This window comes from Ruegeria sp. CH8, assembly GCF_056536985.1.
The window spans coordinates 16,561-31,354 of record NZ_JBQFQR010000012.1; the positions used below are offsets into that span (position 1 = coordinate 16,561).

The following is a 14,794-nucleotide window of genomic DNA, read 5'->3' on the forward strand; positions in this document are numbered from 1 at the left end:
CTTGATCACCCCTTCTCAGCCAGCCGCAACCGCGGTTTTTTCCCTGTCTCGATGCCGTTCGACCGCGGCAACGTCGCTTTCGGCCTCAAGCATCAGCATCAGCGAATGCAGCTGTTCAAGGTCGCGCAGCTCGACACTGATCAGCAGACGATAAAAATCCGGTTTGCGATCAACGAATTCCAGGTTCGAGATATTGGCCTTTTTCTCGCCGATCAATGTGCAAATACGCCCCAGTACCCCGGCGTCATTGCCGATGGTCAGATCCAGCGTAACGCCATAAACGGCCGGGTGCGTGCCCGAGTGCCAGTGCAGATCAACCCAGCGGTCAGGTTCGCTTTCGTATTCGGACAGGCGGTCACAGTCGATCGCGTGCACGACCACCCCCCTGCCGCGATAAGTGATACCTACGATCCGTTCCCCTGGAAGCGGCTGACAGCAGGGCGCACGCTCGAATTTTTGTCCAGGCTCAAGACCAATCACTGCGCGGCGCGGCGAGATAGCATCGCCGTCATCCTGCGTCAGTTCCGGATAGACCGCGCTAACCACATCATGCGCCGTCAGTTCAGCACTGCCGAGACGGGCCAGCAATTCGTGCCGATCTTTCAGGCGCAAGTGTTTGGCCGCCGTATCCAGAGCCTTGTCGGTGGCCTTGCGGCCAACATGTTCGAACCCGGAGCGCGCCAGCTCTTTGCCCAGTTTGATAAACCGCTCGCGGTCTACTTCACGCAAGGCGCGACGGATAGAGGTTCTCGCCTTACCGGTCACCGCGATTTCAAGCCACGTAACCTGAGGAGTCTGGCCGTCCGCGGTAATAATATCCACAGATTGCCCGTTCTTGATCCGGGTCCACAGCGGCACGCGGACGCCATCGACTTTGGCGCCAACGCAGGCATGACCGATGCGAGTGTGAATGGCGTAGGCAAAATCAATCGGCGTCGCCCCGCGCGGCAGCTTCACCACGTCGCCTTTGGGTGTGAAGCAGAACACCTGGTCCGAATACATTTCGAGCTTCACAGCCTCAAGGAAATCCTCGTGGTCATCCTCGCTGTCGAATTGCTCGGTCAGGTTTGCAATCCACTTTGCCGGATCGACAGCGAACGGGTTTTCCGAGCGGACACCGTCACGATAGGACCAGTGCGCCGCGACGCCGGTTTCGGCAACGTCATGCATTTGACGGGTGCGAATCTGTACTTCTACCCGCTTACCGTCACGGCCCGAGACCGTGGTATGGATCGAGCGGTAACCATTTGATTTCGGCTGACTAATATAGTCCTTGAACCGCCCCGGCACCGCGCGCCAACGCTGGTGAATTGCACCGAGTGTCCGGTAACAGTCTTCTTCCGATTGCGTGATGATACGGAACCCGTAGATGTCGGACAAACGCGAGAAGCCCTGATCCTTTTCCTGCATCTTGCGCCAGATTGAATAGGGTTTCTTGGCGCGACCGAACACTTCAGCCTCGATCCCGGTTTTTTCCAGCTCGTACCGCATATCGCCGGTGATGCGGTGGATTACGTCGCCAGTTTCGCGTTGCAGAGTGATGAAACGGCGAATGATCGACTGGCGACCTTCGGGGTTCAGAACACGGAACGCGAGGTCTTCCAGTTCTTCGCGCATCCACTGCATACCCATCCGGCCTGCAAGCGGCGCGTAGATATCCATCGTCTCGCGGGCTTTGACGATCTGCTTTTCAGGCCGCATTGCCTTGATCGTGCGCATGTTGTGCAGGCGGTCAGCCAGCTTGACCAGAATAACCCGAAGGTCCTTGGACATAGCCATGAACAGCTTGCGGAAGTTCTCGGCCTGCTTTGTCTCACGGCTGGAGAGTTGAAGATTGGTCAACTTGGTCACACCATCGACCAGCTTGGCAACCTCATCGCCAAACAGCTCGGCCACCTTGCCGTAATTGGCTTTGGTGTCTTCGATCGTGTCGTGCAGCAGCGCTGTGATAATGGTCGCATCATCCAGACGCTGTTCGGTCAGGATGGCGGCAACGGCAACAGGATGAGTGAAATAGGGCTCGCCGGAATGGCGGAACTGACCCTCGTGCATCTCTTTTCCGAACTCATAGGCCCGGGTGATACGGTCAGCATTTGTCTTGGGGTTGTAGTTGCGGACCAGCGCAATCAGGTCGTCAGCAGAAATCATCCGGTCCGCACCTTCGTCTTTGGGGATTACCCCTGGCCTTGAGCCTCCATCAGAGCGCGCAGCAGCTTCTCTTCCGACATGTCGTCATCGGCAGGCTTGTCCGATTCGGCGCCCATGAGCAGAGCCATCTGATCTTCTTCCGGCTCGTCGACCTCGATCTGGGTCTGGTTGGCCTCGATCAGGCGCTCGCGCAGCTCGTCGGCGCTCTGAGTTTCGTCGGCAATCTCGCGCAGGGACACGACAGGATTCTTGTCGTTGTCACGATCAACGGTGATCGACGCACCGGCGGAAATCTCGCGCGCACGATGGGCGGCAAGCATCACCAGTTCAAACCGGTTTGGAACCTTGTCTACGCAATCTTCAACCGTCACGCGGGCCATTGGGCGCTCTCCGTTACTGAATCCATGTCAGGAAGACGTTTATCTAAGCGCGAATCCCCGCCTTGACAAGCAAGAAATGCCGCAAATGCATCATTCACAGGGGGGTCACCGCCGCAATATCTTCTGCAGGTAGCGCTGCAAGCATCTCGGTAACGGTCCGCCCGAGCACGGGATGGTGCCAGTCAGGGGCCACATCCGCCATCGGAACCAGAACGAACGCCCGATCCTGCACGCGCGGATGCGGCAGGATCAGTTGATCCGGAGCCTGTTGCGTCTGCGCCTCTGGCGGCAAAGCCAGCCATTTATCATATTCGGTGCGATCCGGCAGAACCAGATCGTCAAAACAAACCAAGTCAAGATCCAGCGTCCGCATCCCCCACCGCTGAATCCTCTCACGACCGAATTCATGCTCGACTTCATGCAACACCTGCAACAGCTCGCCCGGGGTCTTGTCCGTCTCAACCAGGACGGCCGCATTCACGTAGTCCGGCCCTGCGCCAGGAGGGAAACACGGGGTTTCAAAAAAGCGGCTGACAGAGCGAATCACCACCCCATGACGCAAAAACGCGTCAATTCCCCTTTCAAGTGTCACCTTGGGTCCTGACTCTCTCAAACTGAGATTTCCACCCAGCGCAATCACCGCTTCTGACGTACAATTGCTCATTAGACTCCCTTTATTCGGCGAATTGCATACTTGCGATACACACTAAATGCCCTAATTATAGGCGCATCAGCGCGTCGATTTTTATACCTAGCTCACTCACCTACCACCCGGCGCTGCTGGTTTGTACCGGAAGGATCTATTTATGTTTTATAAAGACGAACGGCTAGCGCTGTTCATCGACGGCTCGAATCTTTATGCGGCCGCAAAAGCACTGGGGTTTGACATCGACTACAAATTGCTGCGCCAGGAGTTCATGCGCCGCGGCAAAATGCTTCGTGCCTTCTACTACACAGCGCTGCTTGAAAACGACGAGTATTCGCCGATCCGTCCCTTGGTTGACTGGCTGCATTACAACGGCTTCACCATGGTGACGAAACCGGCAAAAGAGTACACCGACAGCATGGGGCGTCGGAAAGTCAAAGGAAACATGGACATCGAACTGACCGTTGATGCCATGGAACTGGCCCCGCGCGTCGATCATATTGTGCTGTTCTCGGGCGATGGGGATTTCCGCCCGCTGATTGCAAGCTTGCAGCGTCAGGGCGTGCGCGTGTCGGTCGTCTCGACCATCCGCAGCCAGCCGCCGATGATCTCGGACGAGTTGCGCCGTCAGGCCGACAACTTCATCGAACTGGAAGACCTGCGCGACGTGATCGGACGGCCTCCGCGTGAAATGCCAATGGAGCCGCGCAGCGTTGCCGCTGCCGGCGGACAGTAAAACCCCGACCACTCACCAAACCGGGGGAAGAAACAGGCGCGGTCAGGTATAAAAACCTGACCGCGCATTTTTAACTAAGAACAGGTGCTGAAAACGAACCCTGACTAGCACCGATTCATGTCAGGTAAATGACAATGTGGCGTCTGGACCAAGGCAGGGAAAAGACTTACCTGTGGCCTATGGAGACCGCGACATGACCAAGCCCCCGTTGACCCTTTACCTTGCCGCTCCGCGTGGCTTTTGCGCCGGTGTGGACCGGGCGATCAAGATCGTCGAAATGGCGCTGCAGAAATGGGGCGCGCCGGTCTATGTGCGCCATGAGATCGTGCACAACAAATTCGTCGTCGACGGGCTGCGCGCGCAGGGTGCCGTGTTTGTCGAAGAACTGGACGAATGCCCCGATGACCGGCCAGTGATCTTCTCGGCCCACGGCGTGCCGAAATCCGTGCCCGCGACGGCCGCCCAGCGCGAAATGATTTATGTCGACGCCACCTGCCCGCTGGTCTCAAAGGTGCATGTCGAGGCCCAGCGCCACGCCGACGCCGGACTGCAAATGATCATGATCGGTCACAAGGGCCACCCAGAGACGGTCGGCACGATGGGCCAGCTACCCGACGGCGAGGTTCTTCTGGTCGAAACCGTCGAAGATGTGGCCTCCGTGCAGGTGCGCAACCCGGACAAGCTGGCCTATGTCACCCAGACCACTCTGTCGGTGGATGACACCAAGGATATCGTTGCCGCGCTCGAGGCCCGATTCCCGGCCATAGTCGGTCCGCATAAGGAAGACATCTGCTACGCCACCACCAATCGGCAGGAGGCCGTGAAGGCCGTCGCGCCGAAATCGGATGCTCTGCTGGTGGTCGGTGCGCCGAACTCGTCGAACTCGCGCCGTCTGGTCGAGGTCGCCTCGCGCGCCGGATGCAACTATGCGCAGCTGGTGCAACGCGCGACTGATATCGACTGGCGGGCGTTGGAAGGAATCTCATCCGTCGCGATAACCGCTGGCGCTTCAGCCCCAGAAGTACTGGTCAATGAGGTGATTGACGCGTTCCGGGATCATTTCGACGTGACCGTCGAGCTGGTCGAAACCGCCGTCGAGAACGTCGAGTTCAAAGTCCCCCGCGTTCTGAGGCAACCCGCATGAGCGGCATTCCAAGAGCCCCGCTGTTCCTGGGGCTGGCCGGACTAATCCCGTTCGTCTGGGGGGCGCTGACCTATCTGAATGACGATCTACATGCTTGGGGCACGCAAACCTTCGGATCGCGCATGGTGGGCCCCTACGTCCAGTTGTTCTACGGCTCGGTGATCCTCAGCTTCATGTCCGGGGTCCTGTGGGGGTTCGCCACCAAGACCTCGGGCGGCAAGGCGGCGACCTGCTATTTGCTGTCGATTCTGCCTGCGCTGTGGGCTTTCTTCAAAACCGGCGGCGGCCCGGTCAGCGCTGGCACAAATCTGATGTACGGGTTTGCCGGTGTGCTGGTTCTGGACGCCCTCTTTGCCTATTGGCGCCTGTCCCCAACCTGGTGGTTGCGGCTGCGTGTGACGCTGACCGCCATCGTACTGGCCTGCCTTGCCGTGGGAGTTTACCTGTGACCGACAAACGAACCATCGACGCCTATACGACCCGCGTGGCGGACTACCTTCAGGTTCCCCTGCCCCCGGAGCAGATCGAAGCCCGCACGGCCTTTGCCGAGGCCGTTGGCTCGGGCCGCATTCTGGATCTGGGTGCAGGCCCCGGGTCGGACAGTGGATTTTTCATGCGTGAGGGGCTGACCGTTCGGGCGCTGGACGCAACCCCGGCCTTTGTCGAACATGCCCGCGAAAACGGCGTCGATGCGTATCTGGGCACGTTTGACGATGTGACCGAAGAGGCCGAGTATGACGGCATCTATTGCAGCTTTTCCCTTCTGCATGCCCCGCGCGCGGATTTCCCCCGCCATCTGGCGGCGATTCACCGGGCGCTGAAACCCGAGGGCATTTTTTTCCTCGGCCTGAAACTGGGCACGGGCGAACACCGCGACGATCTGGACCGCCGCTACACTTATTTCTCGCAGACCGAGATCGAAGAGGCGCTGGATCAGGCTGGTTTCACCATCGACCGGATCACCACGGGCATGGGTACCGGTCTGGCTGGGTCCTATGACGGGTTCATTCTGGTACTGGCCCATGCCTGAGCTGTTTGCCTATACCGACGGCGCCTGTTCCGGCAATCCCGGCCCCGGAGGCTGGGGCGTGCTGTTGCGCGCGGTCGACGGCGACAAAGTCCTGAAAGAGCGCGAGTTGAAGGGCGGCGACGCCGAGACCACCAACAACCGCATGGAACTTCTGGCCGCGATCAGCGCGCTGGAAACGCTGGAACGAGCCTCGAAGATCACTGTCGTTACCGACAGCGCCTATGTAAAAAACGGCGTCACCGGCTGGATTTTCGGGTGGAAGCGGAACGGCTGGAAAACTTCGAACAAGAAACCAGTCAAGAATGTCGATCTGTGGCAGCGGCTGGATGAGGCGCAGTCCCGCCATGATGTGACTTGGGAATGGGTGAAAGGCCACGCAGGCCATCCCGAAAACGAAAAAGCCGACGAGCTCGCCCGCGCAGGCATGGCCCCGTTCAAGCCGAAAAAGGCGCAGACGTGAGCGGGCTTGCCCTGCTGGACTATGCCTCGGTTCTGGTATTTGCCCTGACCGGCGCATTGGTGGCCAGCCGGGCGCAGCTGGATCTTGTCGGGTTTGCCTTCATCGCCTGCCTGACAGCGGTGGGCGGCGGCACGGTGCGGGACCTGCTGCTGAATCGAGATCCAATCTTCTGGGTCGGTCAGCCCGACTATATCCTCATCGCGGTCGCCGCGGCAGTTCTGGTGTTCTTCACCGCGCACCTGGTCGAAAGCCGCTATAACTGGCTGGTCTGGCTGGACAGTTTCGCCTTGTCCGTCGCGGTGGCTGCCGGAACGGGCGCCGCACTCTCATTGGACCAATCGGGTGTGATCGTCGTGCTGATGGGTATCTCGACCGGTTGTCTGGGCGGGTTGATGCGCGACGTGGTTTGTAACGAGGTGCCTCTGGTCCTGAAACAGGGCGAATTGTATGTCTCCTGTGCCTTTGCAGGGGCGCTGACCGCCGTCGTGGCAGACCGACTTGGTTTCGATGAACTCGTCGCCCTTGCCGCCTGCGCGCTGATCTGCTGGGCCTTGCGGGCCGGGTCGCTGCTGTTTGGCTGGCAACTGCCTGTCTACAAAAGCCGCCCGCCCCGGCGGTAACTGACCCAGGAAAACGCATGTTTGTGGTTCAGTGCCCTGCGTGGCACGATACGGGTGACCGTTCTCAGCAAGAGCCATCACGGAGAGTGCCCATGGATGTGAAGAAAACGCTCGAAGATTTTGACGCCGCCTACAACGAGGCGTTCAATCGCGGTGATGCAGAAGGCTGCGCCGCATTCTTTACCGAGGACATCATGCTTTTGCCACCCGGAGAGCCCATGACGCGCGGCAAGGCAGCTTTTCTGGACACCTACCGATCCCGGATCTCAGAAAACACCGGTGGCACGCATAAAAACGAATTGGTCGATTTCGGGGTTGAAGGAGATATGGCATATCAGGTCGGAACTTATGCCATCGAGAACTCGGACCCTCCAGAACAGGGGAAATTCGTCAACGTCCTGCAACGCCAGCCCGATGGGACGTGGAAGGTCAAGATTTCCATCTTCAACAGCGATTTGCCCTGATTTCACGACCGCGTGCGGTCACCGGGTTCGACGGCGAGTTGCGAAACCCACATGGGTCAGCGCGACAGCAGCCGCGCGCCGATTTCCTTGACAAACTTTGCCGCCACCATCGCGGTCATCCCGTAAGGATCGCGATGCGGGTTCAACTCGACAATATCTGCACCGACCAGTTGCCCTTTGAACCGGTGGATCAGGTTGATCACCTCACGCGTGCTGAGCCCGCCGGGTTCATGATGCGAAACACCGGGCGCAAAGGCCGGGTCTAGTGCGTCCAGATCCAGCGACAGGTAGACCGGGCCGTCAAAGCTGATCTCAAGATCGGGGCGCCAGTTTTGCATGTCGATCACCTCGACCCCGAACTTGTCGGCCTGTTCCTGCTGGTGCTTGTTCATTGTACGGATGCCGACCTGAACCAGACGGTTGATCTGGCAAGTCTCCATCACCCGCGCGAAGGGGCAGCCATGGCCCAGTGGGCCAATCTGCTGGCTGTCATAAAGGTCCGGGTGCGAGTCGATATGCAGGATGTTCAGCCCCTCATACCGCTCGGCATGTGCCTTGATCAGCGGATAGGCCACCGAGTGATCACCGCCCAGTGACAACAACCGCGCACCGGTTGCAATGCGATCAGCAGCCCCGGCTTCGATCCGGTCGATGGGTTCCTGCCCCATCATCTCGAACACATCCAGATCGCCAGTGTCCTTGAACCGGTCGGTCGCGCCCAGATCGGTGCCATCCTCTGCTGTCAGGTTGGCCGCTCCGGAATGCAGCGCCTCGCGGATGCGGCCAGGCGCAAAGGCCGGTCCTTGCAGGAAGGACGAATGCAGGTCCAGCGGCACCCCTATCAGGGCGACGTCACCGGGGTTCAGATCATAGGGCATGGCATATCTTTCGGGTTGAGCGTTACGGCGATCTGGCCGGTAACCCACCCGATGGTCAAGAGGTTAGCGACGCAGATAGGTTTGCCAGATCCAGATGACCAGCAACGCGCCCAACACGGCGCCGACAAAACCCGAAAGCCAACCCGCAACAGTGATCAATGCGCGCAGAAGGAAACCACCCACCAGCGCTCCCACGATGCCGATCAGCATGGTCGTGGGGATGTCGGCCTCGATCCGCATCAGGCGGGTGGCCAGAAATCCGGCAGCAGCACCTATGACGATCAGGGCGATGACGGGCATGTTATTTCCTCCAATGCGTCGGCACGATGATCAGCGCGCCGATGGATGAGATCACAGCATTGAGGCCTGGAGGGCCAAAGCTGATACCGAACATGATACGGACGAAATAGAACAGGAAAGCACCACCCACGCAAATGATGATCGAGGGCAGGTACCCGTTGTGGGTGAACCCGGTTTTCTCAGACAGATACCCCACGATACCGGCTATCACGACAGTGCCCATCAGGATCATAAACATCCGGATTACTCCGAACTCAGGCGGGTTCCGGCCGCGACCGGCCAGCCCCGCAGGAAGGTTTCTGCGTCCTGTGCACCCTTCCCGGCACGCTGTAGGCGCAACAGGTCAATCGCCCCTTCGCCACAAGCCACGCGAAGTGTTTCGTTCAGTACCTCTCCGGGCGCACCCTGCCCGCTGGTCAGAGTCGAGGCCAGTAGTTTGACCCGGTCACCTGTGATCTCGGTCCAGGCACCGGGGAAAGGTGACAGGCCGCGGATTTGGCGGTCGATCTCGACTGCAGGGCGGGTCCAGTCCACCCGCGCCTCGGCCTTGTCGATTTTCGAAGCATAAGTCACGCCGTCCTCGGGCTGAGGCTCAGGTGTCAGTTCAGGCAGACGCGCCAACGCCTCGACGATCAGATCAGCCCCCATGGGCGCAAGACGATCATGCAGTTGCGCTGTGGTTTCCTGCGGACCGATATCGGTGGCCTGCCGCAACAGCACGGGGCCGGTGTCCAGCCCGGCCTCCATCTGCATGATGCAGATACCGGTCTGCGCATCCCCTGCCATGATCGCGCGATGGATCGGCGCGGCCCCGCGCCAGCGCGGCAGCAGGCTGGCGTGGATATTCAGGCAACCATGCGTGGGCGCATCCAGAATGGGCTGCGGCAGTAGCAGACCATAGGCCACGACCACCGCCACATCGGCATTTAGATCGGCAAACGCTGCCTGCTCCTCGGCCGGTTTTAGCGAAACAGGATGGCGGACGGTCAGACCCAGCACCTCGGCCCGTGCATGAACAGGCGTCGGGCGGTCTTTCTTCCCCCGCCCCGCCGGGCGCGGAGGTTGGCAGTAGACGGCGGCAATCTCATGCCCGGCCTCAACCAGTGCATCCAGCACCGGAACCGAGAATTCTGGAGTTCCCATGAAGACTACGCGCATGGTCATCCCTGTTTCTTGGCTTTGCGCAACAGTATGTCGCGTTTGACCTTGCTGAGCCGGTCGAAATACATCCGACCGTTCAGATGGTCGATCTGATGCTGCACGCTTGTTGCCTCAATCCCCACGAAATCGCGGCGGTCGATCATGCCCTGTTCGTTCAGGAATTTCACCGTCACCGCACGCGGGCGCTTCACCTTGGCGGACACGCCGGGCAGGTTCGGGCTAGCTTCATCATGCTCACGCAGTTCAATCGAGCTGTGCAGGATTTCCGGGTTCGCCAGACGCACAGCCTTGCCCCGCTCGGTCGAGCCATCCACGACCGCCAGCCGCAGCATTACCCCGATCTGCGGACCGGCAAGGCCGACACCGGGCATTGCCTCCATGGTGTCGATCATGTCGTCCCAGATCGCGCGGATTTCGTCGGTGATCTCCGCCACGTCCTCGGCCTTGGTTCGCAGGCGCTTGTCGGGCCATGGCAGGCAGGTGCGAACGGTCATGCGCGGGCCTGTTCGCGTTTCAGCTTTTGCATCTTGCGGGTGATCATCTGACGTTTCAGCGGCTTGAGGTAGTCGATGAACAACTTGCCGTTCAGATGGTCGATCTCGTGCTGCACACAGGTGGCCCAGAGGCCATCGAAAGTCTCCTGCTGCAAGTTGCCATCGCGGTCCATCCACGTGACGTCGACCACTTTGGGTCGGGTCACCTCGGCGAATTGCTCGGGGATCGACAGGCAACCTTCTTCATATACATTGGTTTCGTCCGAGGACGCAATGACCTCAGGGTTGAACATGACCAGTGGGCGCGGCGCCTCACCCTCTTCCTTGACGCAGTCCATCACGATCAGACGATCCAACACACCAATCTGCGGCGCCGCCAGCCCGATACCGGGGGCGTCATACATTGTCTCAAGCATGTCGTCAGCCAGTTTGCGCAGCTCGTCCGACAGGTCAGCCACCGTGGTGCAGACCTTTTTCAGACGGGGGTCGGGATGGATCAGAATATTGCGTTTCATGGGCTTGATGTAGGCCATCCCGCCCGCCGCCGCAACGCCCCCCTTGCGCCTGCTGGAATTGTAGCTAGCTTTCGTTTCAACAGACGGAGCAGACATGACTTTCAACGACCTGATCGACCGGCGCGGAACCAACAGTTCCAAATGGGACAAGATGGAAGACCTGTACGGCGTGTCGCCGCAGGATGGGCTGGCCATGTGGACGGCCGATTCCGACTATGCCACTGCACCCTGCGTTATTGAAGCGGTGCGCGAGGCGGCCAATCACGGTGCCTTTGGCTATTCCTGGACGCACCCGGATTATCTGGCCTCGGTCCAGTGGTGGATGAAGAACCGCCATGACTGGGAGATCGACACCGATTGGGCGCTGACTTCGCAGGGGCTAGGCAACGCGATCGCCCTGTGTCTGGACGTCTGGACCGAACCCGGTGACGGGGTGGTGATCTTCACGCCCGTCTACCATGAGTTTGCTTACAAGGTGAACAAAACCGGTCGCCGCGTGGTGGAATGCCCGCTGGTCCGTGAAGGCGACAGCTATAGCGTCGATCTGGAGGACGCACAGTCTCGGCTGGACGGGTCGGAAAAGATGCTTCTGTGGTGCTCGCCGCAGAACCCCTCGGGGCGGGTCTGGACCCCGGACGAGCTGCGCGCCGTGGCCGCGTTTGCCGAACGGAACGGGTTGATCCTGGTCTCGGACGAAGTTCACCACGATCTGGTTTATCCCGGCCAAAAATTTGTGCCCATTGATGTGGCCGCACCCGATGCGCGGTCGTGGACGGTGACGCTGACGGCGGCATCCAAGACGTTCAACATTGCGGGTCAACGCACCGGCAACATTATCATCCCCGACCCCGAGCTACGCGCGGCCATGCGCTATCGCTTGCATACGCTGGACTATGCGCCCAGCGCCCTGGGTGTGGCCATGATCACCGCCGCTTATTCTCCGGCAGGCGCGGCCTGGGTCGATGAGCAGATCGCCCATCTGGACAGCAACCGCAAACTGTTCGACGCCACCATCGCCGACATCCCCGGACTTTGGTCGATGCCTCTGCAAGCAACTTATCTGGCGTGGGTCGATTTCTCGGGCACTGGCATGGATCACGACGAGCTCGTGCGCCGCTTGCGCGAAGACGCCAAAATCGCGACTTCCTCCGGCCCCGGTTTTGGCCCGGGCGGCGAGAGTTTCGAACGGTTCAACCTCGCCACCCAACGTGCCCGGGTTGAAGAGGCCTGTGCCCGTCTGAAACACGCGTTTGCCGATTTGCAATAAGCCCATGCGGCAGGGTGCACGCATTGCCCTGCTGATCTGCTTGATGGGCGCGGCGTGGTTCGGCTGGCATCAATTCAGCCCCCGCCCACCCGCGCCGTCAATGGCCCCTGAGGCCACGCAAATCGACTATATTCTGATCGAAAAATCTGCCCGCCGACTGACCGCGTCCTTGGACGGAGCAATTGTCATGCAAGCGGATGTCGCGTTGGGGTTCGAGCCCGAAGGCGACAAACAGCAGGAAGGTGACGGCAAGACCCCGGTTGGGATTTTCCTGATCGACCGGCGCAATCCGCTGAGCGCTTTTCACCTCTCCCTCGGGATCAACTACCCTTTGCCCGAAGATGTCGACCGCGCCCAAAGTCAGGGCATTGGTCCGGGCGGAGACATCTTCATCCACGGGCAGCCGAACAGCGTCGCAGGCCTGACCCTGCCCGGAGACTGGACTGCAGGCTGTATCGCCCTGTCGAATGCCGAGATGACGCGGCTTTGGAGCCTGACGCCCACCGGGACCGTTGTGGAAATCCGTCCCTAGTCCTCGTACCCCAGCAGCGCAATCGGAGCGTCCGGGGCGCGGTAGAAATCCAGCGGGGCGGTATCAGCGGCAGCGGTACTGCGCTTAAAGTCGTAACGCATCTCGCCAGCTTCCTCGTCATCCGCGATGATCAGACATTGGTACAGGTGACGCGCACCGTCGTAGATATCTACAAGCCCGCGCAATTGTGGTGTGGTTTCGGCTTCGACCGTAAAACCGTCTTTCCACAATCGGAGAATTTTAAAGGCATTGTCGCCAAATTCCACGCGAAGGCGGCTGATTTTCTTCAATCCCGCGATTCGCGCCGCATCCAATTCGGCGCTTATTTCTTTAGAAACATAGGTACTCATAACGACTCTTCCCCCGTAATAGATTCTATTGTGCCGGTAAAATTGTGAAAATCCAGTGAAGCCCGTCACACAGAATGGTTCGAATTCAGCCTGTTGCGCGGAAATCTCATTCCCACCTGTGCACCCACGCAGGCCCGGTGCGCGGTGCCTGATGTGGGAAGGTCGCACGCACGGCCCTATCTTTGCTGAAATCGAAACGCGGAGGATTCACAATGGGTCTGTTGATCGACGGCGAATGGCACGACACTTGGTACGATACAGAAACAACAGGTGGCGCCTTCAAACGCAGTGCCGCTCAGTTTCGAAACTGGCTGACTGCGGATGGCAGCGCGGGGCCATCCGGCAGGGGCGGCTTCAAAGCAGAACCCGGTCGCTATCACCTATATGTCAGCCACGCCTGCCCCTGGGCGCACCGCACGCTGATTTTCCGCGAGTTGAAAGGCCTGAGCGATCTGATCTCAGTCTCGGTTGTGCATCCGGATATGCTGGACAAGGGCTGGACATTCGAAACGGATGACCACGGCGCGACCGGGGATACGCTTTATGGTTTCGATTTCGCGCACCAGATTTATACCAAGGCCGACCCCACTTATACGGGTCGTGTCACCGTACCGATCCTGTGGGACAAACAGCAGGAGACAATCGTTTCCAACGAAAGCTCGGAAATCATCCGCATGTTCAACTCGGCCTTTGATAGACTCACCGGCAGTACCGAGGATTACTGGCCCGAAACGCTGCGAAGTGAAATCGAAGAGGTCAACGCCCGCATCTACTCCGACGTCAATAACGGCGTCTACAAGTCGGGCTTTGCCACCACGCAAGAAGCTTACGACGTAGCCGTAACCCCGCTGTTCGACACGCTGGACTGGCTTGAAGAGCGCCTTTCCCGAAACCGCTATCTGATGGGCGACCGCCTGACAGAGGCCGATTGGCGTCTGTTCACCACCCTGATCCGCTTTGACCCGGTCTATCATCTGCACTTCAAGTGCAACCGTCGTCGGCTGGTCGATTACCCCAACCTATGGGCCTATACCCGCGAGCTCTACCAGTGGACGGGTGTCGCTGGGACAGTGAACATGAACCATATCGTGCGCCACTATCACTATAGCCACGACACGATTAACCCAAACCGGATCATCCCTGTGAACCCCGTTCTGGACTATCTGGAGCCACACGGGCGGAATCAGCGACCCGCCGCGTAATGTTCGACCATCGCCGCCAGATCCTCTGGCGGCGTTGCGCTTTGCACGTAAGCGCAGGCGTTGGGACTGTGGGCAAAAATTGACCCGTCCGAGAAGAAGGTGGTGTTGGTGACAAAGATCACCCGCGCATCGGGGCGGCGGTAGCTGGCGAAATCAGCCACAGCCAACGCGCTGCCGGTTTCCAGAACCAGATCGAGCACAATAATATCGAAGTCCTGACCATAAAGCGCCAGAATCGCGGCCTCTTGACCCGGCACCAGCGTGACTTCGGCGCCCTGCCGTTCAAGATGCCTTTTCCAAACCCGACCAAGGTCGGGGTTACTCTCAACAATCAAAACATTCATTCGCAACAACCTCGGCCCATGATTGAGTGTCTGGTGCCGTCCCCCGTAAATCGTGATCACGCTTATTCCTTAACAAAGTGTTAACGACATCGGTCGGCAGCTTCGAACGAGTAGATTTGCTTG

21 protein-coding genes are annotated in these 14,794 nt (G+C 59.4%); 10 read left to right on the forward strand and 11 right to left on the reverse strand.

Going from position 1 to position 14,794, the window contains the following annotated elements; all coding sequences use genetic code 11:
* Positions 1–15 precede the first annotated feature (15 nt).
* The 3 genes from ACR0ER_RS14340 to folK all read right to left on the reverse strand — a co-directional run bounded on the left by ACR0ER_RS14340 (position 16) and on the right by folK (position 3,192).
* Positions 16–2,148: a RelA/SpoT family protein gene (locus tag ACR0ER_RS14340; RefSeq protein WP_480769530.1), complete on the reverse strand. Its 2,133-nt coding sequence runs from the start codon at positions 2,146–2,148 to the stop codon at positions 16–18.
* Between the two features lie 26 nt (positions 2,149–2,174).
* A complete protein-coding gene (rpoZ, locus tag ACR0ER_RS14345; protein ID WP_170333724.1) occupies positions 2,175–2,528 on the reverse strand; it encodes a DNA-directed RNA polymerase subunit omega in 354 nt (117 codons plus the stop codon).
* A gap of 94 nt (positions 2,529–2,622) precedes the next feature.
* Entirely contained in the window at positions 2,623–3,192 is a 570-nt protein-coding gene (folK, locus tag ACR0ER_RS14350; protein ID WP_480769531.1) for a 2-amino-4-hydroxy-6-hydroxymethyldihydropteridine diphosphokinase, read from the reverse strand.
* Between the two features lie 142 nt (positions 3,193–3,334).
* Here folK and ACR0ER_RS14355 point away from each other — a divergent pair, with 142 nt between their 5' ends.
* The 7 genes from ACR0ER_RS14355 to ACR0ER_RS14385 all read left to right on the forward strand — a co-directional run bounded on the left by ACR0ER_RS14355 (position 3,335) and on the right by ACR0ER_RS14385 (position 7,628).
* A complete protein-coding gene (locus ACR0ER_RS14355) occupies positions 3,335–3,910 on the forward strand; it encodes a LabA-like NYN domain-containing protein (RefSeq protein ID WP_058283597.1) in 576 nt (191 codons plus the stop codon).
* A gap of 193 nt (positions 3,911–4,103) precedes the next feature.
* Entirely contained in the window at positions 4,104–5,054 is a 951-nt protein-coding gene (gene ispH, locus ACR0ER_RS14360; RefSeq protein ID WP_170333729.1) for a 4-hydroxy-3-methylbut-2-enyl diphosphate reductase, read from the forward strand.
* Complete coding sequence (locus ACR0ER_RS14365; RefSeq protein WP_480769532.1) at positions 5,051–5,503, forward strand: DUF3429 domain-containing protein; 453 nt, start codon at positions 5,051–5,053, stop codon at positions 5,501–5,503. The genes ispH and ACR0ER_RS14365 overlap by 4 nt, the downstream gene beginning before the upstream one ends.
* Complete coding sequence (locus ACR0ER_RS14370; RefSeq protein WP_480769533.1) at positions 5,500–6,084, forward strand: class I SAM-dependent methyltransferase; 585 nt, start codon at positions 5,500–5,502, stop codon at positions 6,082–6,084. Before ACR0ER_RS14365 ends, ACR0ER_RS14370 begins: the two co-directional genes overlap by 4 nt.
* Positions 6,077–6,544 carry a ribonuclease HI gene (rnhA, locus tag ACR0ER_RS14375; RefSeq protein WP_480769534.1) on the forward strand — a complete coding sequence of 156 codons (468 nt, stop codon included), beginning with the start codon at positions 6,077–6,079 and terminating at the stop codon, positions 6,542–6,544. Before ACR0ER_RS14370 ends, rnhA begins: the two co-directional genes overlap by 8 nt.
* Positions 6,541–7,164 (forward strand): trimeric intracellular cation channel family protein, encoded by a 624-nt coding sequence (locus ACR0ER_RS14380; protein ID WP_480769535.1) that lies wholly within the window; start codon positions 6,541–6,543, stop codon positions 7,162–7,164. Before rnhA ends, ACR0ER_RS14380 begins: the two co-directional genes overlap by 4 nt.
* A 92-nt stretch (positions 7,165–7,256) precedes the next feature.
* Positions 7,257–7,628 (forward strand): YybH family protein, encoded by a 372-nt coding sequence (locus ACR0ER_RS14385; RefSeq protein ID WP_480769536.1) that lies wholly within the window; start codon positions 7,257–7,259, stop codon positions 7,626–7,628.
* Between the two features lie 56 nt (positions 7,629–7,684).
* On the opposite strand, the gene speB is transcribed toward ACR0ER_RS14385, so the two are convergent.
* The 6 genes from speB to def (ACR0ER_RS14415) all read right to left on the reverse strand — a co-directional run bounded on the left by speB (position 7,685) and on the right by def (ACR0ER_RS14415) (position 10,976).
* Positions 7,685–8,506, reverse strand: coding sequence for an agmatinase (gene speB, locus ACR0ER_RS14390; RefSeq protein WP_480769537.1), 822 nt, complete (start codon positions 8,504–8,506; stop codon positions 7,685–7,687).
* A gap of 63 nt (positions 8,507–8,569) precedes the next feature.
* Positions 8,570–8,806 carry a GlsB/YeaQ/YmgE family stress response membrane protein gene (locus ACR0ER_RS14395; RefSeq protein ID WP_170333744.1) on the reverse strand — a complete coding sequence of 79 codons (237 nt, stop codon included), beginning with the start codon at positions 8,804–8,806 and terminating at the stop codon, positions 8,570–8,572.
* A 1-nt stretch (position 8,807) separates the two neighbouring features.
* Positions 8,808–9,044, reverse strand: a complete 237-nt coding sequence (locus tag ACR0ER_RS14400; protein ID WP_170547215.1) for a hypothetical protein — start codon at positions 9,042–9,044, stop codon at positions 8,808–8,810.
* 5 nt (positions 9,045–9,049) lie between these two features.
* Positions 9,050–9,964: a methionyl-tRNA formyltransferase gene (fmt, locus tag ACR0ER_RS14405; protein WP_480769654.1), complete on the reverse strand. Its 915-nt coding sequence runs from the start codon at positions 9,962–9,964 to the stop codon at positions 9,050–9,052.
* Positions 9,965–9,966: 2 nt separating this feature from the next.
* Positions 9,967–10,461 (reverse strand): peptide deformylase, encoded by a 495-nt coding sequence (gene def, locus ACR0ER_RS14410; protein ID WP_480769538.1) that lies wholly within the window; start codon positions 10,459–10,461, stop codon positions 9,967–9,969.
* Positions 10,458–10,976: a peptide deformylase gene (gene def / locus ACR0ER_RS14415; protein WP_480769655.1), complete on the reverse strand. Its 519-nt coding sequence runs from the start codon at positions 10,974–10,976 to the stop codon at positions 10,458–10,460. Before def (ACR0ER_RS14415) ends, def (ACR0ER_RS14410) begins: the two co-directional genes overlap by 4 nt.
* 94 nt (positions 10,977–11,070) lie before the next feature.
* On the opposite strand from def (ACR0ER_RS14415), the gene ACR0ER_RS14420 reads away from it, so the two are divergent.
* Together ACR0ER_RS14420 and ACR0ER_RS14425 are read left to right on the forward strand one after the other, a co-directional pair.
* A complete protein-coding gene (locus tag ACR0ER_RS14420; RefSeq protein ID WP_480769539.1) occupies positions 11,071–12,243 on the forward strand; it encodes a MalY/PatB family protein in 1,173 nt (390 codons plus the stop codon).
* Positions 12,244–12,247: 4 nt separating this feature from the next.
* Positions 12,248–12,775: a L,D-transpeptidase family protein gene (locus ACR0ER_RS14425; protein WP_480769540.1), complete on the forward strand. Its 528-nt coding sequence runs from the start codon at positions 12,248–12,250 to the stop codon at positions 12,773–12,775.
* Here ACR0ER_RS14425 and ACR0ER_RS14430 read toward each other — a convergent pair.
* Positions 12,772–13,125: a hypothetical protein gene (locus ACR0ER_RS14430; protein ID WP_170333757.1), complete on the reverse strand. Its 354-nt coding sequence runs from the start codon at positions 13,123–13,125 to the stop codon at positions 12,772–12,774. The two genes, ACR0ER_RS14425 and ACR0ER_RS14430, sit on opposite strands and share 4 nt — an antisense overlap.
* Positions 13,126–13,337: 212 nt before the next feature.
* Here ACR0ER_RS14430 and ACR0ER_RS14435 point away from each other — a divergent pair, with 212 nt between their 5' ends.
* Positions 13,338–14,327 carry a glutathione S-transferase family protein gene (locus ACR0ER_RS14435; RefSeq protein WP_480769541.1) on the forward strand — a complete coding sequence of 330 codons (990 nt, stop codon included), beginning with the start codon at positions 13,338–13,340 and terminating at the stop codon, positions 14,325–14,327.
* Here the strand turns inward: ACR0ER_RS14435 and ACR0ER_RS14440 are convergent.
* Positions 14,309–14,671 carry a response regulator transcription factor gene (locus tag ACR0ER_RS14440; RefSeq protein WP_480769542.1) on the reverse strand — a complete coding sequence of 121 codons (363 nt, stop codon included), beginning with the start codon at positions 14,669–14,671 and terminating at the stop codon, positions 14,309–14,311. The two genes, ACR0ER_RS14435 and ACR0ER_RS14440, sit on opposite strands and share 19 nt — an antisense overlap.
* Between the last annotated feature and the right edge of the window lie 123 nt (positions 14,672–14,794).

Bases quoted from the DNA above. Each gene is read 5' to 3' on its own strand.
- ACR0ER_RS14340 (WP_480769530.1), bottom strand. From the start codon at position 2,148: ATGATTTCTGCTGACGACCTGATTGCGCTGGTCCGCAACTACAACCCC.
- rpoZ (WP_170333724.1), bottom strand. From the start codon at position 2,528: ATGGCCCGCGTGACGGTTGAAGATTGCGTAGACAAGGTTCCAAACCGG.
- folK (WP_480769531.1), bottom strand. From the start codon at position 3,192: ATGAGCAATTGTACGTCAGAAGCGGTGATTGCGCTGGGTGGAAATCTC.
- ACR0ER_RS14355 (WP_058283597.1), top strand. From the start codon at position 3,335: ATGTTTTATAAAGACGAACGGCTAGCGCTGTTCATCGACGGCTCGAAT.
- ispH (WP_170333729.1), top strand. From the start codon at position 4,104: ATGACCAAGCCCCCGTTGACCCTTTACCTTGCCGCTCCGCGTGGCTTT.
- ACR0ER_RS14365 (WP_480769532.1), top strand. From the start codon at position 5,051: ATGAGCGGCATTCCAAGAGCCCCGCTGTTCCTGGGGCTGGCCGGACTA.
- rnhA (WP_480769534.1), top strand. From the start codon at position 6,077: ATGCCTGAGCTGTTTGCCTATACCGACGGCGCCTGTTCCGGCAATCCC.
- ACR0ER_RS14385 (WP_480769536.1), top strand. From the start codon at position 7,257: ATGGATGTGAAGAAAACGCTCGAAGATTTTGACGCCGCCTACAACGAG.
- speB (WP_480769537.1), bottom strand. From the start codon at position 8,506: ATGCCCTATGATCTGAACCCCGGTGACGTCGCCCTGATAGGGGTGCCG.
- ACR0ER_RS14395 (WP_170333744.1), bottom strand. From the start codon at position 8,806: ATGCCCGTCATCGCCCTGATCGTCATAGGTGCTGCTGCCGGATTTCTG.
- ACR0ER_RS14400 (WP_170547215.1), bottom strand. From the start codon at position 9,044: ATGTTTATGATCCTGATGGGCACTGTCGTGATAGCCGGTATCGTGGGG.
- fmt (WP_480769654.1), bottom strand. From the start codon at position 9,964: ATGCGCGTAGTCTTCATGGGAACTCCAGAATTCTCGGTTCCGGTGCTG.
- def (WP_480769538.1), bottom strand. From the start codon at position 10,461: ATGACCGTTCGCACCTGCCTGCCATGGCCCGACAAGCGCCTGCGAACC.
- def (WP_480769655.1), bottom strand. From the start codon at position 10,976: ATGAAACGCAATATTCTGATCCATCCCGACCCCCGTCTGAAAAAGGTC.
- ACR0ER_RS14420 (WP_480769539.1), top strand. From the start codon at position 11,071: ATGACTTTCAACGACCTGATCGACCGGCGCGGAACCAACAGTTCCAAA.
- ACR0ER_RS14425 (WP_480769540.1), top strand. From the start codon at position 12,248: ATGCGGCAGGGTGCACGCATTGCCCTGCTGATCTGCTTGATGGGCGCG.
- ACR0ER_RS14430 (WP_170333757.1), bottom strand. From the start codon at position 13,125: ATGAGTACCTATGTTTCTAAAGAAATAAGCGCCGAATTGGATGCGGCG.
- ACR0ER_RS14435 (WP_480769541.1), top strand. From the start codon at position 13,338: ATGGGTCTGTTGATCGACGGCGAATGGCACGACACTTGGTACGATACA.
- ACR0ER_RS14440 (WP_480769542.1), bottom strand. From the start codon at position 14,671: ATGAATGTTTTGATTGTTGAGAGTAACCCCGACCTTGGTCGGGTTTGG.